The organism is Janibacter corallicola NBRC 107790 (genome assembly GCF_001570965.1).
GTDB classification, from domain to species: Bacteria; Actinomycetota; Actinomycetes; order Actinomycetales; family Dermatophilaceae; genus Janibacter; species Janibacter corallicola.
On sequence record NZ_BCSR01000027.1, the window covers coordinates 13,001 to 33,048 of the forward strand.

The 20,048-nt window shown below is 71.8% G+C and carries 16 protein-coding genes and 4 tRNA genes; 13 read left to right on the top strand and 7 right to left on the bottom strand.

The window, feature by feature from the left end:
- The first annotated feature begins 10 nt into the window (after nucleotides 1-10).
- Nucleotides 11-1,366 (top strand): glycosyltransferase family 2 protein, encoded by a 1,356-nt coding sequence (locus JCO01S_RS10400; protein ID WP_068254946.1) that lies wholly within the window; start codon nucleotides 11-13, stop codon nucleotides 1,364-1,366.
- Here the strand turns inward: JCO01S_RS10400 and glf are convergent.
- The gene (gene glf / locus JCO01S_RS10405) at nucleotides 1,292-2,434 is read right to left on the bottom strand and encodes a UDP-galactopyranose mutase (RefSeq protein ID WP_068254949.1); all 1,143 of its coding nucleotides are present in this window, start codon (nucleotides 2,432-2,434) and stop codon (nucleotides 1,292-1,294) included. The two genes, JCO01S_RS10400 and glf, sit on opposite strands and share 75 nt — an antisense overlap.
- Before the next feature lie 206 nt (nucleotides 2,435-2,640).
- On the opposite strand from glf, the gene JCO01S_RS10410 reads away from it, so the two are divergent.
- Together JCO01S_RS10410 and JCO01S_RS10415 are read left to right on the top strand one after the other, a co-directional pair.
- The gene (locus JCO01S_RS10410) at nucleotides 2,641-3,570 is read left to right on the top strand and encodes a glycosyltransferase family 2 protein (RefSeq protein ID WP_068254952.1); all 930 of its coding nucleotides are present in this window, start codon (nucleotides 2,641-2,643) and stop codon (nucleotides 3,568-3,570) included.
- On the top strand, nucleotides 3,567-4,520 hold the full coding sequence (locus JCO01S_RS10415) for a glycosyltransferase family 2 protein (protein WP_218002262.1): 954 nt from the start codon (nucleotides 3,567-3,569) through the stop codon (nucleotides 4,518-4,520). Before JCO01S_RS10410 ends, JCO01S_RS10415 begins: the two co-directional genes overlap by 4 nt.
- A gap of 102 nt (nucleotides 4,521-4,622) precedes the next feature.
- Here the strand turns inward: JCO01S_RS10415 and JCO01S_RS10420 are convergent.
- A tRNA-Lys gene (locus JCO01S_RS10420) sits at nucleotides 4,623-4,695 on the bottom strand.
- Between the two features lie 164 nt (nucleotides 4,696-4,859).
- On the opposite strand from JCO01S_RS10420, the gene JCO01S_RS10425 reads away from it, so the two are divergent.
- On the top strand, nucleotides 4,860-6,116 hold the full coding sequence (locus JCO01S_RS10425; RefSeq protein WP_068254955.1) for an NAD(P)/FAD-dependent oxidoreductase: 1,257 nt from the start codon (nucleotides 4,860-4,862) through the stop codon (nucleotides 6,114-6,116).
- Nucleotides 6,117-6,150: 34 nt separating this feature from the next.
- On the top strand, nucleotides 6,151-7,254 hold the full coding sequence (locus JCO01S_RS10430) for an acyltransferase family protein (RefSeq protein WP_068254958.1): 1,104 nt from the start codon (nucleotides 6,151-6,153) through the stop codon (nucleotides 7,252-7,254).
- A 27-nt stretch (nucleotides 7,255-7,281) separates the two neighbouring features.
- On the opposite strand, the gene JCO01S_RS10435 is transcribed toward JCO01S_RS10430, so the two are convergent.
- Nucleotides 7,282-8,556 carry a DUF445 domain-containing protein gene (locus JCO01S_RS10435; RefSeq protein ID WP_245634404.1) on the bottom strand — a complete coding sequence of 425 codons (1,275 nt, stop codon included), beginning with the start codon at nucleotides 8,554-8,556 and terminating at the stop codon, nucleotides 7,282-7,284.
- 23 nt (nucleotides 8,557-8,579) lie between these two features.
- On the opposite strand from JCO01S_RS10435, the gene JCO01S_RS10440 reads away from it, so the two are divergent.
- The 5 genes from JCO01S_RS10440 (at nucleotide 8,580) to JCO01S_RS10460 (ending at nucleotide 11,489) form a co-directional block, all read left to right on the top strand.
- Entirely contained in the window at nucleotides 8,580-10,016 is a 1,437-nt protein-coding gene (locus JCO01S_RS10440) for a GuaB1 family IMP dehydrogenase-related protein (RefSeq protein WP_068254962.1), read from the top strand.
- 4 nt (nucleotides 10,017-10,020) lie between these two features.
- On the top strand, nucleotides 10,021-11,070 hold the full coding sequence (locus JCO01S_RS10445; protein ID WP_068254970.1) for a PHP domain-containing protein: 1,050 nt from the start codon (nucleotides 10,021-10,023) through the stop codon (nucleotides 11,068-11,070).
- 149 nt (nucleotides 11,071-11,219) lie between these two features.
- Nucleotides 11,220-11,292 (top strand) — tRNA-Glu (locus tag JCO01S_RS10450).
- A gap of 23 nt (nucleotides 11,293-11,315) precedes the next feature.
- Nucleotides 11,316-11,389 (top strand) — tRNA-Asp (locus tag JCO01S_RS10455).
- 26 nt (nucleotides 11,390-11,415) lie between these two features.
- Nucleotides 11,416-11,489 (top strand) — tRNA-Phe (locus JCO01S_RS10460).
- A 51-nt stretch (nucleotides 11,490-11,540) separates the two neighbouring features.
- On the opposite strand, the gene JCO01S_RS10465 is transcribed toward JCO01S_RS10460, so the two are convergent.
- A complete protein-coding gene (locus tag JCO01S_RS10465; protein WP_068254972.1) occupies nucleotides 11,541-12,248 on the bottom strand; it encodes a class I SAM-dependent methyltransferase in 708 nt (235 codons plus the stop codon).
- 112 nt (nucleotides 12,249-12,360) lie between these two features.
- Nucleotides 12,361-12,822 (bottom strand): FAD synthase family protein, encoded by a 462-nt coding sequence (locus JCO01S_RS10470; RefSeq protein ID WP_068254977.1) that lies wholly within the window; start codon nucleotides 12,820-12,822, stop codon nucleotides 12,361-12,363.
- 122 nt (nucleotides 12,823-12,944) lie between these two features.
- On the opposite strand from JCO01S_RS10470, the gene JCO01S_RS10475 reads away from it, so the two are divergent.
- From JCO01S_RS10475 to JCO01S_RS10485, 3 genes are all read left to right on the top strand, one after another.
- A complete protein-coding gene (locus JCO01S_RS10475) occupies nucleotides 12,945-13,811 on the top strand; it encodes a glycosyltransferase family 2 protein (RefSeq protein ID WP_068254980.1) in 867 nt (288 codons plus the stop codon).
- A 95-nt stretch (nucleotides 13,812-13,906) separates the two neighbouring features.
- Nucleotides 13,907-15,529, top strand: coding sequence for a stealth family protein (locus JCO01S_RS10480; protein WP_068254983.1), 1,623 nt, complete (start codon nucleotides 13,907-13,909; stop codon nucleotides 15,527-15,529).
- A 38-nt stretch (nucleotides 15,530-15,567) separates the two neighbouring features.
- A complete protein-coding gene (locus tag JCO01S_RS10485) occupies nucleotides 15,568-17,262 on the top strand; it encodes a stealth family protein (RefSeq protein WP_169796937.1) in 1,695 nt (564 codons plus the stop codon).
- Between the two features lie 6 nt (nucleotides 17,263-17,268).
- Here the strand turns inward: JCO01S_RS10485 and JCO01S_RS10490 are convergent, their stop codons facing one another.
- Complete coding sequence (locus JCO01S_RS10490; RefSeq protein WP_068254991.1) at nucleotides 17,269-18,948, bottom strand: stealth family protein; 1,680 nt, start codon at nucleotides 18,946-18,948, stop codon at nucleotides 17,269-17,271.
- Entirely contained in the window at nucleotides 18,941-19,999 is a 1,059-nt protein-coding gene (locus JCO01S_RS10495) for a sulfotransferase domain-containing protein (protein WP_068254994.1), read from the bottom strand. Before JCO01S_RS10495 ends, JCO01S_RS10490 begins: the two co-directional genes overlap by 8 nt.
- Nucleotides 20,000-20,048 lie beyond the last annotated feature (49 nt).

Below are 20,048 nucleotides of genomic sequence, written 5' to 3' on the forward strand. Positions count from 1 at the left end.
GGAGTTCGCCATGGCCGAGCTCAGCATCATCGTCACCACGTACAACATCGAGGACTACATCGAGCAGTGCCTCGCGAGCGTGGCGGCCCAGACCCTCACCGACATCGAGGTCATCGTCGTCGACGACGGCTCCTCGGACTCGACGCCGGAGCTGATCAGGCGCTTCTGCGAGGGCGACGCCCGCTTCGTCCCCGTCCTCCTCGGCGAGAACAGCCCGGGAGGCGTCGCCACGCCCGCCAACGTGGGCCTGGACCGCGCGAGCGCCCCGTGGGTGGGCTTCGTCGACGGCGACGACCACATCGAGCCGACGATGTTCGAGCGGCTGCACGCCGCGGCCCGCACCCACGACGCCGACCTGGCGATGTGCGACTACCAGGAGGAGGTCGACGGCACCGGCGAGCGCCGCGACCCGGCGGACGCCCACCGGTGGGCGCCGCTCACCGACCCCTGCTACGAGCTCGACGTCCCGACGAGCCACACCTTCCTGCGCTTCATCGCCGTCCCGTGGCGCAAGCTCTACCGGCGGGAGCTGCTGGAGTCCCGCTCCATCCGCTTCCCCGTGGGCGACGGCTTCTTCGAGGACAACCCCTTCCACTGGTTCGCCATCGTCTCCGCGCGCTCGATCGCGCTCGTGCCCGAGGTCCTCTGCTACCACCGGGTGGCCCGCAGCGGCCAGACGATGGCCACCGCGGACGAGCGGCTCTTCCACATCTTCAGCCACCACGACACGATCCACGACTGGCTCGCCGCGCAGGGCCTGCTCGACCTCTACACGGTCCCGCTGCTGGGGTGGGTCATATCCCAGATGGAGTGGATCTCCCGGCGCACTCCCCCGGAGCGCCACCGCCAGCTCTTCGACGTGCTCACCCCGATCCTCACCCGCTACCCCCTCGAGACGATCCGGCGGGCGCTGGCGGAGAACAACAAGGGTGCGAGCACCCAGCGCCTCACCACCGCCGTGGCGAAGGGGGAGTTCGCCACCTTCGTGCGGACGTTGACCACCCGACCGGGCACGGACAACCCCTTCGTGACCGCGGCCTTCCACCTGCGCCACTCCGGGGTGCGCCACACCGCGGTGCTCACCGGCCGCTACCTGCGCAACACCGTGCAGGACAGCCGGCTGCCGGGATACCTCACCCGTGCCCGCAGCAAGGCTCCGGACTCCAGCGGCCGGGACGTCCTCTTCGGCCTGACCGTCATCGAGCGGCGGCTGCAGCGGATGGAGGCGCGCCTCACCGAGATCGAGGGCCGACTGGACGCGGGCTCCGGGGTACCCGACGCCCGCGCCTCGCTAGGCGTCGACGAAGAAGGGCGCGATCGGCTCGGAGCGGTCGATCGCCTCGAGGATCCCGTCGGCCGCGGTTAGCGCCTCCGCGATCGTCACGTCCATGTCGAGGTACCGGTAGGTGCCGAGGCGACCGACGAAGGTCACGTCGGGCTCCTCCCGCGCGGCGTCGAGGTACCGGGTCAGCAGCGTCTTGTCGGTGGTCATCCGGATCGGGTAGTAGGGGATGTCGCCCTCCTCCGCGAGCCGGCTGTACTCCCGGAAGCAGACGGTGCCCTCGTGCTCCTCCCAGGGAGCGAAGTGCTTGTGCTCCGCGATCCGGGTGTACGGCACGTCGATGTCGCCGAAGTTCATCACGGGGCACCCGAGGTAGTCCCCCTTCGCCCGGATCTCCTCGAAGTCCAGGGTCCGGTAGCGCAGGTGACCGAACTCGTGGCCGAACCACGCGTCCAGCTGGCCGGTCCAGATCGAGTGGTCGAACCGCGAGCGCTCCCCCAGCGGGAAGGGAGTCCCGAGCCGGACCTCGATCCCGGGGTGGTCGAGGATGCCCTCGACGATCGCGGTGTAGCCGTCCTTCGGGATCGCCTGGTACGGGTGGTTGAAGTAGGAGTCCTCGTAGCTGAAGCGCAGCGGCAGCCGCTTGAGCACCGAGGCCGGGATCTGCGTCGGGGGCAGACCCCACTGCTTGCGAGTGTAGCCGTGGAAGAAGGCGTCGTAGAGCTTGCGGCCCATGAACTTCAGCGCCTGCTCCTCGAAGTTGGCCGGCTCCTCGATCGTGTGGTCGGCCTGCTCGTCGATGAAGGCGCGCGCCTCGTCCGGCCGCAGGGCGGTCCCGAAGAGCTGGTTGATCGTCAGCAGGTTCACCGGGAGCAGATAGGTGCGCCCGCCGACGGTCGTCCGGACCCGGTGGTTGTAGGGCATCATCCGGCCGAACCGGTTGATGTAGCTCCACACCCGCTCGTTGCCGGTGTGGAAGATGTGCGGCCCGTACCGGTGGATCATCACCCCCGTCTCCGGGTCCCGCTCGGTGTGGCAGTTCCCCGCGACGTGGTCCCGGGTGTCGAAGACGTGGACCTCGTGCCCGGCCTCGGCCAGCTCACGGGCGATGACCGCCCCGGAGAAGCCGGCTCCTGCGATGCCGAACCTCATCGCGACACCTCCTCGGTCTGCTCGCGCCGGCCCCTGCCGACGGCGGTGGACGGGGTCATTGACAGGCTCATTCGTGTTGGCACGCGGCCACCGTAGGACGGGCCGGAGGCCCCGACCGCGCCTTCCACGAAGGGGTCCACGAACCGACATCTGATGCACGTGCCCGGTTCACCCGGAGTTGGCAATCGGCCCCGAGTGTGAGGGTCATGGCCACGATCCCGACCATCGCCACGGTGGGGTCCACGGACCGACCGCGCTGGTCCGTCCTCATCCCGGTCCACGACTGCGCCGACCACCTCGCGCGGGCTCTGCCCCAGGTCGTGGCGCAGCTCGGCGACCGCGAGGACGCCGAGATCGTCGTCGTCGACGACGCCTCGCGGGACCACCCCGAGGAGGTCGTCGCCGAGCTCGGGCGCGGACGGGTCCGCATCGAGCGCAACCCACGGAACCTCGGCGCGGTCGCGACCTTCAACCGCTGCCTCGAGATCGCCCGGGGCGAGCTGGTGCACCTGCTGCACGGCGACGACGAGACGCTGCCCGGCTTCTACGCCTTCATGGAGCAGGCGCTCGCCGCACCGGGAGCCGTCGCGGCGGTGTGCCGGGCCCAGGACATCGACGAGGCGGGCACCCCGCTGTACACGACGCGCTCCTACCGGGAGGGCACCCAGGTCTGGACCGACGCCCTCGACGCCTTCGCGGTCTCCAACCGGGTCCGGGCCCCGGGCATCGTCGTCCGCCGCCGCGCCTACGAGGAGGTGGGCGGGTACCGCACCGACCTGCCGCACGCCGCGGACTGGGAGATGTGGACCCGCCTCGCCGCGCACGGTCCGGTGGTCTTCGTCGACGAGGTGCTCGCCCGCTACCGCAAGCACGACGGTTCGCACACCTCGACGCTCGTGCGCTCCGGCGCCAACGTCCGCGAGCGCGTCACCGCCATCGGCGCCGTCAGCGCGCACGTCGACCCCGCCCGCCGCCCTTCGACGGTGCGCCGGGCCCTGGCCCACTCCGTCTACTTCGCCGGACGCTCTTCGTTCGGCCTGGCCCGGTCCGGCGACTGGACCGCAGCCCGACGGCAGGCGCGCGAAGCAGCCCGCTGTGCCGCACTCATCCCCACAGGTATCGAGGTGTCCCCGTGAGCAGCCCGACTCTGGACCGTGCCGCACCGCGCACGCGACCGCTCATCCCGTCCGTACCCGTGACCGCGACCTCGTCGCCCCCGTCCCCGGCGCCGGTGCCCCCGAAGCACCCCCGCGTGGGCGTCGTGGTCCTCACCCAGTCCGACCGCCCGGAGCTGCACGACGCGCTGGCCTCGGTGCGCTCCCAGCGCGGCGTGGACGCCCATCTCGTGCTCGTCGTCAACGGTGCGCCCGCTCCCGGGACGACCACCCCGGACCACCTGATCGAGCTGCCGGAGAACGTCGGGATCCCCGCCGGCCGCAACATCGGCGCCGCTGCTGCGCGGGCCGATGTCGTCGTCTTCCTCGACGACGACGCCGAGCTGCTCGGGCAGGACCACCTCGCCTCGGTGCTGCGCCGCTTCGACGAGGACCCCGGCCTCGGCGCGATGGCGATCCGCATCGTCGACGAGTCCGGGGCGACCCAGCGGCGCCACGTCCCCCGCCTCGGGCAGGGCTCAGCCGACCGCTCGGGACCGGTGACCCACTTCATCGGGGCCGCCTGCGCGGTGCGCGCGAGTGCCTTCAACGAGATCGGGGGCTTCGACCCGCGCTTCTTCTACTCCATGGAGGAGTCGGACCTGGCCTGGCGGCTGCAGGACCGCGGCTGGGGCGTCTGGTACTCCGCCGACCTCGCCGCCTTCCACCCCCGCACCCCGGCCTCCCGGCACGCCCGGTTCACGTGGTTCCTCGCCCGCAACCGGGCCTGGATGGCCTGGCGCTCGCTCCCGCTGCCACTCCTGGTGGCGCACCTGGTGCTGTGGACGGGCGTGTGCGCGTTGCGGCGCCACTCGCTGCGGGACGTCCTCGCCGGCTACCGCGAGGCCTGGGCCACCCGCCCCGCCCGCCGACCGATGCGGTGGCGGACCATCGCCCGGATGACCCGCCTGGGCCGCCCGCCGGTCGTCTGAGCCGCGGGGCACCCCCGTCGCCGGTCACGGGTCGCTGGCCCCTCCCGGTGCAATCCCAGCACGCCCAGACACCTCGACCCGTTCGGCGACGAAACTCATGGGTGGGCCCCGTGGGACTCGAACCCACAACCTACGGATTAAAAGTCCGCAGCTCTACCACTTGAGCTAGAGGCCCGGCGCCAGTGCAGGTTAGCGGAGAGACCCGGTGGGTGGTCGGCCCGTGGTCGGCACGGCAGGGGCTGCGCCACCGGGGGACCCGCTTTGCCGCGGCCCTGTGAGGTGCGGCACAGTGGGAGGGAGGCCCCGGGGACCCCGGGGCCGCGGTTTCGAGAGGACGTCATGGTCGCCACCCACCCACCCCAGAAGGTCACCGTCATCGGCGCCGGCATGGTCGGTCTGTCCACCGCCTGGTTCCTCCAGGAGCACGGCGTGCAGGTCGAGGTCGTCGACCGCGAGGGGGTCGCCGCCGGCTCCTCCTGGGGCAACGCCGGCTGGCTCACCCCCGGCCTGTCCACCCCCCTTCCGGATCCGGCCGTCCTCTCCTACGGGATCAAGGCCGTGGTCTCGCCCGCCTCCCCGGTCTACGTCCCGGTGACGACCGACCTGCGGCTGCTGCGCTTCCTCGCGACCTTCACCCGCAACTCCACGATGCGGCGGTGGAACCGCTCGATGCGCGCCCTGGCGCCGATCAACGCCCGGGCCCTGGCGGCCTTCGACGCGCTGCACGAGGGCGGCGTCGCCGAGCCGACCCACGAGGCGCACTCCTTCCTCGCCGGCTACCGCTCGAAGGCCGAGACCGACTTCATGCTCACCGAGCTGCGCCACATCGCCGAGGCCGGCCAGGAGATGCACTTCGAGGAGCTCACCGGCGAGGAGGTCCGCGCACTCGAGCCGACCTTCTCCGAGATCGTGGGGGCCGGCATCCGCCTCTTCGACCAGCGCTACATCCACCCGCCCCGCTACGTCGCCTCCCTCGCCGATTCGGTGCGGGCGCGCGGCGCCACGATCCGCACCGGCGTCACCGTCACCGGTCTCACCCCCGAGACGAAGGGGGTCCGCCTGGACGTCGCGGAGGGGGCGCCGGAGGTCCACGAGCAGGTCGTCGTCGCAAACGGCACCTGGATCAGCTCCCTCGTGCGGGGGCTCGGGGTGCGCACGCCGGTCCAGGCCGGTCGCGGCTACAGCTTCAGCTCCCCGATCGACCACGAGCCGAGCGGTCCGGTGTACCTGCCGAACGAGCGGGTGGCCTGCACCCCGCTCGGCGACGGCCGCCTCCGGGTGGCCGGGATGATGGAGTTCCGCCCGCCCGAGGCCCCGCTGGACCAGCGGCGGGTCGAGGCCGTCGTCGAGGCCGCCCGCCCCTTCCTGCGCGGCGTCGACCTGGATCACCGCGAGGACGAGTGGGTCGGCTCCCGGCCCTGCACCCCCGACGGGCTGCCGACGATCGGCGCCACGAGCTCCCCGCGGGTGCACGTCGCCGGTGGGCACGGGATGTGGGGCATCACCCTCGGGCCGGCCACCGGACAGCTCCTCGCGGAGGCCATGGTGACGGGCCGGCCGGTCCCCGAGCTGACCCCCTTCGACCCACTGCGCTGACGGGCCGTTACCTTTCCGTTATCCTCGGAGGGGTATGCGACTCCCCTCGATCGGCTCCGCGTTGTCCAGCCGGGACAACTCACTCAATGCTGTCCGGCTCATCCTGGCAGCGATGGTCATCGCCTCCCACTCCCCGCTCGGGGGGTATGAGCACGAGGCGTGGGAGCGGATCGGCCCGCTCGCGGTCAACGGGTTCTTCGCCCTCTCCGGCTTCCTCATCGCCGGCTCGCGGCTGCGCAACGGCTTCGGCCGCTACCTGGACCGTCGGGCGCGGCGCATCCTGCCCGGATTCTGGGTGTGCCTCGGAGTCGTCGCCTTCCTCTTCGCGCCGCTCGGTGCACTCTTCGGCGAGGGGCGCTGGCACCCGGCCGGGGCGGTCTCCTTCGTCGTCGACAACGTCCTGCTCTACGTCTTCAGCCCGACGGTGGCCTCGACCCTGCAGGGCGCCCCGGCACCGTCGGAGTGGAACGGCTCGCTGTGGTCGCTGCCCTACGAGTTCCTCGCCTACCTCGTCTTCGGCCTCGTCATCGGGCTGCCGTGGGTGCGCCGCCACCTCTCGCGCACGATGCTGGTCGCGGTGCTCGTGCTGCCGCTGCTCTACTGCTGGTTCGGTGACCTCACCGGCCTCGCGAACAAGGTGGAGCAGATCGTGCGCCTCTTCGCCTTCTTCGCCGCCGGCGCGATGGCCTACTCGCTGAAGGACCGGCTGCCGGTCTCGCACCCGCTCGGGCTGCTCGCCGGGGTGTGGGTCGTCGCCGGCTGCCTCGTCGGCGGCGAGGAGGCCATGCACCAGCTGACGGTCATCCCGCTGACGTACCTGCTGCTCTACGTCGGGTCCACGTGGCGCACCCGGTTCGCCGCCACGGAGGACATCTCCTACGGGATGTACATCTACGGCTGGCCGGTCCAGCAGCTGCTCGCCCTCGCCGGTGTCGGCGCGTTCGTCCCGCAGGCCGCCTTCGTCGTGCTGTCGATCGCCTGCACCGCCCCGCTGGCGCTGCTCTCCTGGCGGCTCGTGGAGAAGCCGGCCATGCGCCTGGGCACCCGCCCCCGGCCGACGGGCGACCTGCACCCGGCCGAGGCCACGGCGAGCGCGCCGGAGTCACCGCGCCGCCCCGTGCTGCTCGGCAGCCGCTGACCGGGCCGTCGGGCGGGCACGGCGCCATCAGGCGACGAGCACCGCCACCGTGTGGATCGCCAGGCCGGCGAGGGCACCGACGACGGTGCCGTTGATCCGGATGAACTGCAGGTCGCGCCCGACGAAGAGCTCGATCCGCCGGCTCGCCTCGTCCGCGTCCCAGCGCTCCACGGTCACCGAGATGACCTCCGCGAGCTCGTCGCCGTAGGTGTTGACGAAGAAGGCGACGACCTCACCGAGGTAACCCTCCAACCGCTGCTGCCACACCGGGTCCGTGGCGAGGTGCTCGCCGAGGTTGCCGAGCAGCTGATCACCTCGCGACCAGAAGTAGGAGTCCCGGTCGGCCATCGCCGCGAGCAACGAGACGCGCAGCGAGCGCCACACCGCGACCGTGCTCGTCGGCACCTGCGGGTGGGCCAGCAACCGCTCCTTGAGCGTCTCGGCCGCGGACATGACCTCGGGGTCGTGCTGCAGGTCGGCGGCCAGCCGGGCGAGCAGGTCGTCCAGCGCCCGCCTCGCCGGGTGGCGGGGGTCGGCCCGCATCTCGGCGAGCCACCCGAGGGCCTGCTGGTAGGTCCAGTCGATGACGCGCTGGTCGAGCCACTCCGGGCTCCACCAGGGCGCCTTCTCCCCCAGCACGAGGGCGAAGCTGCCCGGGTTGTCCGAGAGCCACCGGTGGGCCTCCTCGATCCCGAGGTCGACCAGCCCGGTGTGGCTGCCGCCCTCGATGACCCCCTCGAGGAGGGACCCGAGGATCGGACTGGCCGGCTCCCGCGCGAGGCGCGGCAGGAGCAGCTCGGAGAGGAAGTCGTGCACGTCGTCATCGGCCACCTGCTCCAGGGCGAGCGAGCCGCCCCGGGAGACCTCGGTCAGCACCCGGTCCCGGCTCCGCGGCTGCCCGAGCCAACGACCGAGTCGCTCCGCCACGTGGGCGGCAGCGAGCCGCTCACGGGCGATCTCCTCGGTGAGGAAGTTCTCCGAGACGAACTCCTGCAGGCTGCGCCCCAGCTCGTCCTTGCGCCGCTTCACCAGCGCCGTGTGCGGGACGGGGACGCCCAGCGGGTGGCGGAAGAGCGCGGTCACCGCGAACCAGTCCGCGAGCGCGCCGACCATCGCGGCCTCGGCCGCGGTGTTGACGAACCCCCACACCCCACCGTGGTCCAGCCGGAGGGTGGCGAGGAAGACCAGCGCCGCGAGGACCAGCAGTCCCGTCGCGAGGGCGCGCATGCGCCGCAGCCCCGCTCGTCGTCGGGCATCGGCCGGGGACTCCTGCAGGAAGCTCACGGCCAGATCCTCTCTCATGCCGGCGGCCTAGACTCGCCGGCGTGAAGTTCCTCAACGGCCTGATGCCACAGTTCGACCTGACCTACGACGACGTCTTCATGGTGCCGCGCCGCAGCGAGGTCGCGAGCCGCCACGGCGTCGACCTCGCCACGAGCGACGGGACGGGCACGACGATCCCGCTCGTCGTGGCCAACATGACGGCGATCGCGGGCCGCCGCATGGCCGAGACGACGGCCCGCCGGGGCGGCCTGACGGTCATCCCCCAGGACATCCCGGTCGAGGTCGTCGCCGACGTGATCTCCTTCATCAAGGAGCGCGACCTGGTCCACGACACCCCGATCGTGCTCGAGCCGACCACCACCTCCGGCGAGGCCCTCGCCCTGATCAACAAGCGCGCCCACGGCGCCGGCATCGTCGTCGAGGACGGCCGGCCGGTCGGCGTGGTCACCGGCCGGGACCTGCAGGGAGTGGACCGCTTCACCCAGGTGCGCGACGTCATGTCCCCCGACCCGATGACCCTCTCGGCCGACGCCGACCCGCGAGCGGCCTTCGACGCGCTGCACGCCGCCCGCCGCCGGGTGGCTCCCGTCGTCGACTCCGGCGGTCGCCTCGTGGGCATCCAGACGCGGAAGGGGGCGGTGCGCGCCAGCATGTACACCCCCGCCGTCGACGCCCGGGGGCAGCTACGGATCGGCGCCGCCGTGGGCATCAACGGCGACGTCGGCGGCAAGGCAGCGGCCCTGCTGGAGGCCGGCGCGGACGTGCTCGTCGTCGACACGGCCCACGGCCACCAGCGCAAGATGCTCGACGCTCTGGCCGCAGTGCGGGCCCTCGACCCGCACGTCCCGGTCGTCGCGGGCAACATCGTCTCCGCCGAGGGGACCCGCGAGATCATCGAGGCCGGCGCCGACATCGTCAAGGTCGGTGTGGGCCCGGGCGCGATGTGCACGACCCGGATGATGACCGCCGTCGGGCGCCCCCAGTTCTCCGCCGTGCTGGAGTGCGCGGCCGCCGCCCGCGAGCTGGGCAAGCACGTCTGGGCCGACGGCGGTGTGCGCCACCCCCGCGACGTCGCCCTCGCCCTCGCCGCCGGTGCGAGCAACGTGATGATCGGCTCCTGGTTCGCCGGGACCCTGGAGTCCCCCGGCGACCTGGTGACCGACTCCGACGGCCGCAGCTACAAGGAGTCCTTCGGCATGGCCTCCGCGCGGGCGGTGCAGAACCGCACGGCGACCGACTCCCCCTTCGACCGTGCCCGCAAGGGCCTCTTCGAGGAAGGGATCTCCAACTCCCGGATGTACGTCGACCCCTCCGGGCCGGGCGTCGAGGACGTCATCGACGAGATCATCGCGGGGCTGCGCAGCAGCTGCACCTACGCGGGGGCGAGCACGCTCGAGGAGTTCCACGAGCGGGCCCTCGTCGGCCTGCAGTCCACCGCCGGCTTCGCCGAGGGCCGACCGTTGCACACCTCCTGGTGACGCGATGAGGTCCCTGCAGCCGCTGGAGGCACCGGTCGACCCGGTCGACGCGCTGCGGCGCGTGGGCTTCCTCCTGGAGCGCACCCGCCAGCACAGCCGTCGTGTGGAGGCCTTCCGCGGCGCCGTCGACGTCGTCCGCGGGTTGGCCGAAGGCGAGCTGGCGACCCACGTCGAAGGGGGCACCCTCACCGACCTGCCGGGCATCGGCCCCTCCACCGCCGGCGTCATCGCCCAGGCAGCGGCAGGCGAGCTGCCCGACTACCTCGCGGCCAAGCAGGAGGAGCACGGCGGGCCGCTCGTCACCGGCGGCGAGACCCTCACCGAGGCGATCATCGGCGACTGCCACCTGCACTCGGACTGGTCCGACGGCGGTGGCCCGATCGAGGAGATGGTCCTCACCGCGGTCGAGCTCGGCCACGAGTGGATGGTGCTCACGGACCACTCCCCCCGCCTGCGGATCGCGAACGGCCTGAGCGCCGCCCGCCTCGCCCGGCAGATCGACCTGCTGCGGCGCATCGACCACTCGCTCGGGGAGAGCATCACCGTCCTCGCGGGCATCGAGGTCGACATCCTCGACGACGGCTCGCTGGACCAGTCCGAGGAGATGCTCGACCGGCTCGACCTCGTCACCGCCTCGGTGCACTCCAAGCTGCGGATGCCCAGGGAGCCGATGACCCGCCGCATGCTCACCGCGGTGGCGAACCCGCACGTGAACGTCCTGGGGCACTGCACGGGACGGCTCGTCACCGGCTCGCGGGGCACCCGGCCGCAGAGCGAGTTCGACGCCCGCGCCGTCTTCGAGGCCTGCGCCGAGCACGACGTGGCCGTGGAGATCAACTCCCGCCCCGAGCGGTGCGACCCACCCGACGACCTCGTCGAGCTGGCCCTGGAGGCCGGCTGCCTCTTCGCGATCGACTCCGACGCCCACGCCCCCGGGCAGCTGGAGATGAAGGCCTACGGCGCCGAGCGCGCCGAACGGCTCGGGGTCCCGCAGGAGCGGATCGTCACGACGTGGGAGGTCGACCGGCTCCGGGCCTGGGCGAGGGGCTCCTGACCCGTCCCCCTCGGTCCAGGAAGGACACTCGCGGGCATCCGGGGTGGGCCAACGCGCCGTTTTGGCGTTCCGGCGCCGGTCTCGTATGCTTTCGAAAGTCCTCGACGGATTCGGGCCCTGCCTGCTGTGTGGCGAGGGTCCGTCATCGGGTCCCCATCGTCTAGCGGCCTAGGACCCCGCCCTTTCACGGCGGTAGCACGGGTTCGAATCCCGTTGGGGATACGCAAGCACGCCTTGCACTGCAAGGCCCTGTAGCGCAGTTGGTTAGCGCGCCGCCCTGTCACGGCGGAGGTCGCGGGTTCGAGTCCCGTCAGGGTCGCTCGCTGGTCCGTCACGGACCAGCTCGGCCAGGTAGCTCAGTTGGTACGAGCGTCCGACTGAAAATCGGAAGGTCGGCGGTTCGACCCCGCCCCTGGCCACCCGGTGGTTCCTCGCAGTTCCCCCCGTCGCCCGCGACCTCGCCCCAGTGCTCAGGACTCCCGCAGGCGCACCGCGAGGTTCATGTGCCCGATGGCGACGGCCTCGAAGTCCAGGTCCGGCCGGCCCTCCAGGAACTCGGTGAAGGCGCGGTGCTCGTGGCGGTGCCACCCGTGGTACCCGAAGTACTCGTCGAAGACCACGACGGTGCCGGGGAGGAACCGGTCGCCCAGCTCGTCGAAGACGGTCCTCGTCGAGCCGTAAAGGTCGGCGTCGAGGTGGACGAAGCGGAACGCCTCGTTCGTCGCGGCCGCGAAGACCGGAACGGTCTCGTCGAACCAGCCGACGTGGAACTCGATGTTCGTCTGGGGCAGCTCGGGCGGCCGGCCGCCGATGTCGAAGGCACCGGCGTCCTTCCCGCTCCCGTTCCAGGCCTCCGGCAGGCCCTCGAACGAGTCGAAGCCGTGGACGGTCTGGTCGCAGAAGTGGTCGGCGATCCGGGAGAGGCTCTGGCCCCTGTGCACCCCGAACTCGGCGACGAGTCCGGACGCCGCGGGCGCCTCGGCGAGCGCGCGACCCAGGGCCTGCGGGTTGTGCTGGTGCACCTGCGCGTCGGCGAACCGCTCGTCGCCGCGGATGTGGTCGACCGCGTCCTGGACGGCAGCACGTCGCAGGCCCAACGCGGTCGAGGGGATCTCCCGTGTCGTGCGCAGCTGCTTGACGATCTGCTGCAGGAGCTCGTCGGTGGGGCTCTTGGGCATCGGCCCGACCTTTCCTTTGCCGTGGTGGCGCGTACGGCGGCGAAGGTAGTCGGCCGGGGTTGAGTCCGGGTGGACACCCGGTGAACGCGGAGTCGTCCTCCGCGCCGTCAGCTCAGCTGAGCTCCTTGACGATCTGCCCGATGTTGTCGATCGTGCGCTTCAGCTCCTCGACGTGCCGGGTGTCGAAGGCGCTGAGCACCCGCTTCATCTCGGTCGTGGAGATGCCGTCGGTACGGGGCAGGTAGACCAGCTCGACCTTGTCGGCGAGGTCGTCGAACTTGCCCTCCCAGTCCGCGCCCATGCCGAGGATGTCCACATCGTAGGTCTCGATGTCCTCGCGCTTCTGGCTCCACCGGTCCTCGGGGATGGCCAGGTCGACGTACTTGATGCTGTCGACGATCTCCAGGCGCTGCTCGAAGGGCACGATCGGCTTCTTGCCCTTGATCGCGTTGAACTCGTCGGTGGAGACCGCGACGATCAGCCGGTCGCCGAGCGCGCTGAGCCGCTTGATGATGTTCAGGTGTCCGATGTGGAAGAGATCGAACGTGCCGTACGTGATGACGGTCTTGCCCATGACAGGTGCACCTCGTTGGAGCGGAGCTCGGAGCGATAACCGCTCGAGTCTATGGGGCATCGTCCCGGCAGTCGGCCTGCGACACAGTAGGCTGGCCGGTCGACCCACCGAGAGGACCCCCTATGGCCCAGCCGTCCGTCGACGTGGTCGTCCTCAGCCAGGGCGACCGCCACGAGGAGACCCTGCACGCCCTGGAGTCCGTCCGTTCCCAGCGCGGCGTGGAGGTCCACCTCTACCTCGTCGGCAACGGGTGGGAGCCCGCCGGCTTCCCCGACGACGTGCGCACCATCCACCTCCCCGAGAACGTCGGCCCGGCGGAGGGTCGCAACATCGGCTTCGCGAAGGGGGACTCGGAGTTCGTCTTCTTCCTCGACAACGACGCGTGGTTGCGGGACGGCGGCGCGCTGGCGCACGCCGTGGCGAGGCTGCACTCGGACCCCCACCTCGCGCTCGTCCACGCCCGGGTCACCGACACCGACGGTGTCACGCTGCGCCGGTGGGTGCCGCGGGCGCGCGTGGGCGACCCCGGTGTCGGCGGTCCGGCCTTCGCCGTGTGCGAGGGCGTCGTCGTCATCCGGCGCGCGGCCTACGAGGAGGTCGGGGGCTTCCCCGGATCCTTCTTCTTCGGCCACGAGGGACTCGAGCTGGCCTGGCGACTGCGCGACCACGGCTGGGAGCTGGTCTACGACCCGTCCGTGGTCATCCACCACCCCGCCACCGAGGCCACCCGGCACGCCATCTTCTGGCGGCTCAACGCCCGGAACCGGGTGTGGGTGGCCCGGCGCAACCTGCCCTGGCCGTTCGCGGTGGTCTACGTCCTCGCGTGGACCCTCATCACGGTCGCCCGCACCTGGCGCCAGCCGGGGAACCTGCGCGCGTGGTTCCGCGGCTTCCGCGAGGGCCTCGCGGCCGACCCGGGCGGGCGTCGCCCGATGCGGTGGCGGACCGTCCTGCGGCTCACCCGGATGGGTCACCCGCCGGTGCTCTGAGCGGGGTCGGCCCCCGTGTCGCGGCCCAACGGCGAGGCGTCGGCACCTAGAGTGACGGTGCCACACCCTTTGCGAAGACGTTCAAGGACCGCACGTTGCTCGAGCACCTGACCTCCGACGTCCGGCTCCTCGCGCGGTCCGTCCGTGACGGCACCCGCCCCGTCCCCGTCGCCGGGCTGACGCCCGGAGAGGCCGTGCGGGTGCGTCGCGGCCGGTCCGTCCTCGAGGCCCGGATCGTCGACCGTTTCGACGCGTGGGCGCTGCGGGACCAGTGCCGCGACCGCGTGACCGAGGCGCTGCGGGACGCGGGGATCGCCCACGTGCAGCTGGATGCCGTGCGGGAGGAGCCCCACCGGGTGGTGGTCGCCTCGAGCGACATCGAGGCCCTGCGCGCGACCCTCTCCGTGCTCGGCACCGAGCGCCGTCTCCACCTCGCCCGGATCACCTCCCGCGGGGCCGGCCCCGCCCGCGCCCTGCCCCGGCTGCCGGGCATCCGCTCCGGAGACGTGCTGCGCGTCTTCTCTCCGCAGGTGTCCGTGACCGGCCGGCTGCTGCCGACGATGGCCCTGGGCGTCGACATCGAGATCTGGGAGCGGATCCGCACCTCCCGGGCCTCCCCGGACGGCCGGATGCTGCCCGCGGGGTCGCTGGTCGCGCCCCGGACCAACCCCCGGACCCGCACCCTCACCCCGCAGGAGCTCGCGGCCGCGCAGGCCGACCGGCGCGGACAGTCGCCGCCGCTGGAGCAGGTCACCTTCCCCGTCGACGTCGTCTACACGTGGGTCGACTCCAGCGACCCGGCATGGCGGGCGGACTTCGACGCCCGGCGCGCCGGGGACTCCCTGGCCGGATCGCACGCCAGCGCCTGGTCCCCCGCCCGCTTCACCAGCCGTGAGGAGCTGCGCTACTCCCTTCGCTCGCTGGTCGCCCACGCCAACTGGGTGCGGCGCATCCACGTCGTCACCAGTGGTCAGGTGCCGCACTGGCTCGACACCAGCCACCCGCAGATCAACGTCGTGCGCCACGACGAGATCTTCCCCGACCCGGATGACTTGCCGACCTTCAACTCCCACGCCATCGAGGCCTGCCTGCACCGCATCCCCGGCCTGAGCGAGCACTACGTCTACTTCAACGACGACGTCTTCCTCGCGCGGCCGCTGCGGCCCGAGGACTTCTTCGGCGCCGGTGGGGACATCCGCTACTTCCCCTCCCGGATCCCGGTCGACGACGAGCTCCCCTCGGACGTCGACCTGCCGGTCGTGTCCGCCTTCAAGAACGGCCGGAGGGTCATCGAGCGCCACTTCGCGCGCCGCCCGATGACGCGCCCGCGCCACACGCCGCACCCCCAGCACCGGGGAGTGATCGAGGAGATCGAGCGGGCCGAGCCCGAGCTGGTCGCCCGCACCCGCCGGGCGCGCTTCCGCTCTGCCACGGACATCTCGCTCGCGGCGCAGCTGCAGTCCTCCTGGGCGGCCGCGACCGGGCGCGGGGTGGCGACGGACACCAGCTACGAGTTCATCGACATCTGGAGCCCGGACGTCGACGCGCGCATCAACCGACTGCTGCTGCGCGACGATGTGGACTTCTACTGCCTCAACGAGACCTGGATCGACCCCGAGCAGTGCGAGACCGCGGACGCCCGGGTCGCCCGGGTCCTGACGATGCTGCTGCCCTTCGCCTCCCCCTTCGAGACGGACGTCCGGAGCGAGCCGCGATGACCGACCCGGCCGACCCGTCAGCCAGTAGCGTGGGTCCGATGCCCAGCCCCTCGCCCGAGGAGGGCCCTGCCCTCCCGGCCGCACCGCGCCCCTCGATCGCCCACCGCCTGAGCGGGCACCGCCGGGCCCGCTACCTGTACAAGGTGGCCAACCGGCTGGAGCGCAAGCGTTTCCTGGACTCCCTCCCCGGGTCGACGCTGGCGCCAGGCACCTTCGTCAGCCGTCGGGACGGGCGCCTCGTGCTCTACCGCACCCGGCCCGGCATGACGGCCGACGTGGCGCGGAGCGAGAACCTGCGCCTCGTCGCGGAGCTGTTGGACCGGCACGACGTCGACTACTTCGCCGCCCCCGAGTCCGGCTCCGGGTCGGTCAACATCGGGATGGCGCCGCAGGAGTGGACCCGGTTCCTCGAGGTGCTGGGCGCCGGGCCGGAGGGCACGGAGCAGCTCTACGTCGCCCTCCTGGCCCGGGACCGCCGCGACGACGTCCGGTGGTGGTCGGCGCCCCTGCAGGACCCGCGGGTGCGGCCGGCCCTCGCGACCCAGACCCACATCATCCTCTTCGAGGTGCGGGCCGCCCACGAGCACGGCGAGATCTACGGACGGGGCCAGGGCATCCACCTCCAACGGTGGGAGCGGGACGAGGACGGCGCCCTCGAGTCACCGACACGCAACACCCGCACCCGGCACATCTCCGCCACGCTGCAGCAGAGCACGCAGCTGACTGTGGCGGGGACCTCGCTGCGCACCTTCGCCCCCCTGGCCACCAGGCACGTCTTCGACTTCGACCTCGATGTCGACCTGGTCTACCTGTGGGTCGACGACAGCGATCCGCAGTGGCGCTCTCGGCGGGCCGAGGCACTGCGCCGCGCGGGCCGACCGGTGGACGAGGCCCCGGTCGAATCGGGTGTCTCGGCGGAACGCTTCCGGGACTACGGCGAGTTGCGCTACGCCCTTCGCTCGGCCCACCGCTACGCCCCGTGGGCGCGCAACATCTTCCTCGTCACCGACCGGCAGGTCCCCGGGTGGCTGGACACCGACCACCCGGGCGTCACCGTCGTGGACCATCGGGAGATCTTCGAGCACCCCGACCAGCTGCCGACCTTCAACTCCCACTCCATCGGCAGCCGGCTGCACCACATCGAGGGGCTCTCCGAGCACTACCTCTACATCAACGACGACGTCTTCTTCGGCCGGCCCGTCTCCCCGCAGCAGTTCTTCCACCCCAACGGCGTCGCGAAGTTCTTCATGTCACGCTCCACCCTGCCGCTGGCGCCCCCCGGCGAGGGGCCGCCTCACGAGAACGCCCGGCGCAACGTCGCGCGGCTGCTCGAGGAGCACTTCGGCCGCACCGCGACCCGCAACTTCTTCCACACGCCGGTGCCGCAACGGCGGGAGATCTTCGCAGACCTCGAGGCCACCTTCCCCGAGGTCTTCGAGCAGAACGTGACCAGCCGCTTCCGCTCCAGGCAGGACTACGAGCCGAATCAGTGGCTGCACCACTACTACGGATACCTCAAGGGGATGGCGGCCCCCGGGTCCATCCGCTACGACTACTTCGATCTCAGCGACCCGAGCATCCCCGAACGGATGTCGCGGCTGATGGACCGACGCAACCGGGACTGCTTCTGCATCAACGACAACGCCGAGGCCCTCCCGGAGAACCAGGACTTCATCGTCGACTGGATGGCGGAGTACTTCCCCGAGCCGGCCCCCTTCGAGAACGGCCCCTGAGGCCGCTCAGCGCTCGTAGCAGCTCGGTACCGGGTAGGCCTGCTCCAGGTACGCCCGCAGGGCCCGGTGGCCCTCCGCGGTGCCGGCCTCGTCCCGGGCGTGGTCGTTCAGGCACAGCGCGTCGACGTCCCGCCGCTCCCGCAACGAGCGCAGCCGGCGCGGCGCGGCCGGGTGGTTGATGTCGGTGTAGAAGTACCGGATGGCGCCGGGCTGGGCCCTGCCGGTCACGTAGGCGTACCAGTGGTGGAGCGAGGAGACCATCGCGTGGTCCTGCGGGCTGCGGAAGCGCTGGGCAGCCGTCCGCTCGTATGCCTGCGGGAAGGCCGCCGCCATCTCCTGCAGGATGCTGCGGCGCAGCGCGTGCGGGACGTGCTTCATCTTCGCGGTGAAGGTCCGGCCGAACCGGCTCCGGAGCAGGTCGCGGTTGTTCTTCGCGGCGGTCATGACCGGCGCCTCGTCCTCCTCGGCGGGGCCGAGTCCGAGCTTCGCCGTCGACGGGAAGAAGCGCGTCTGCCCGGTCGGGGTGAAGAAGAGCTCCGGAGGGACCGGCCGCCCGAGGAGGACGTCGTCGTTGAGGTAGAGGAACTGCTCCGAGAGCCCCTCGATGTTCTGCAGCTGCGCCTCGATCGCGTGCGAGTTGAAGGTCGGCAGGTCGTCGGTGTCGGTGAAGATCTCCCGATGGTCCACGACCGTGATGCCGGGGTGGTCCCGGTCCAGCCAGGACGGCACCTGCGCGTCCGTGACGAGGTAGACGTGGCGCACCCACGAGGCGTACATCTGGAGCGAGCGCAGCGAGTAGCGCAGCTCGTCGTGGTCCTCGTAGCGCGACTCGTTCGCGGCGGTCGCGTGGCGGGCCCCGTCGACCTCGCCGCCCCGGGCCGCCGCCTTGCGCGCCAGCCACTCCGGGTCCTCGCCATCCACCCACGTGTAGACGACGTCGATCGGGAAGGTGACGTCCTCCACGTGGGACCCGTCGGTGCCGGGCAGCCGGGGGTGGCCATCGTTCCCCCGTCTCGCCTCCGCCCACTCGCGCGGGCGGACGTGGTCGACCCACCGGTTCCTCACCGGCGCCACCAGGGTGCCCTCGGGGAGCAGGTCGCCACCGGAGTCCCGCTGACCGGCCGCGGTGGCTCCCCAGAACTGCACCTCGCAGCCGAGGACCCCCGCGTCGAGGACGCGCCTGCCGTGGGCGAGGAGGCGGAAGAGGACCACGGCGTGGCCCTCGGCGTCCGCCCCGGCCGCTGCCGATCGGATGCGGTCCCCGCCCGGGTCGGCGACGTGCAGCGACGGATCGGCCCCGCAGTGCCGCAGTGCCTCCCGGAAGCGCACCCGGGAGGCCGCGGGCACGACGACGACGCTGCGTCCGGCCGGCGGGTCGTCGAGGAGCACCCACTCGATGCCCGCCCGCTCGAGCAGCTCCGCGGTCAGGGCGAGGTTCTCCCGGCGCACCGTCTCCCCGGCGAAGGAGTCGACCTCCCGCGCCACGACGAGGTGGCCGTCGTGCTCGACCGAGACCAGGCCGGGGCCGGATGCGTGCCGCTGCTCGTGCCGGCGGCGCCGGGCCTCCCGCAGGGCCTCCTGGGCCGGTGTCTCTCCGTCGAGGACCGCGCGGATCCTCGGCCACGCCCCCTTCGGCAGCACACCGAGGACGCGCCGGCGCACCCCGAGGGGGATCCGGTCACGCACGCGGTGGGGGCGTGTCGGCCAGCTCGCGCTCCAGGCGTGCCCGGACGTCGGTGGCGGCCTGTACGCCCTGCATCTCGGCCTCCCGTGCCCAGTGCAGCGCGGAGCGCGGCCACCGCATCATGCCGGCCTCCGGCTGGTCCAGCGCCTGCGCGAGCTGCAGCGCGTCGTTCGCGCCACCGTCGGTGGCCCGGGAGTGGAGGGTCGCGAGCGTCGCCGCCGAGTGCCCCGTGTCGGGCTGCCGTCCCGCCGCGAGCTCCGTGCGCCGCTTGGCGATCGCGTCCGCGACGTAGCGGGAGGAGGTCGCCGGGTCGATCGACGGCTCGGGGTTCAGCTCCCAGTCGTCCTCGTAGCCCATGGCGTCCATGGCCTCCTTGAGGAGGGGCCGGTAGAACTCCACGTCCTCGGGGGTCATCCAGTCCCGCCACGCGCCGTGCCCCTTGGAGCGGGAGATGTGGGAGAGCCAGGCCGGGGTGGCGGACTGCTGCGCGTTCAGCGGCAGCCCGAGGTACTGGGCGAGGGTGTCCACGCGGTCGTCGACGAAGTCCTCGTAGTACACGAGGAAGAACTCGTTGGCCCTGGCGAAGTCGGTCATCTCGAGCAGCTCCTCGGTGCCCGGGCGCCACTTCTTGTACCCGACCTGGTTGCCCAGCCTCATGAGCCGCTTGACGCTGATGCTGCCCGGGTCGCGCTCCTTGCGCCGCAACGCCTTGAGGAAGCGCTCGTGCTCGGACATCTCGACCGTGGAGACCACGCTCTTGATGAGCGGCTTGAAGAGCAGCGTGCTGATGAGGGCGTCCCGCGGGTCACGCACGGTCATCACCCGCCGGTCGAAGGCGGCGACCGGGAAGTTGGCCATGTTCTTGTACATGATCTTCGTCATGACGCTCAGCTGCGGCGAGGTCCGCAGGGCCTGCTCCAGCGGGTCGAACCGGTTCGGCTCGAAGGAGAAGAGGTACTCCTGCGCCATCGGTGCCAGGGCCGACTTGATCAGGCTGTACACGCCGGTGGTGCCGGTCTTCTGGCGGCCGACGACGATGATGTTGTGGCTCACTGAACCCCTCCGAGGTCACTGTTCACCCGCGAGATGGGGGAAGGCGCGC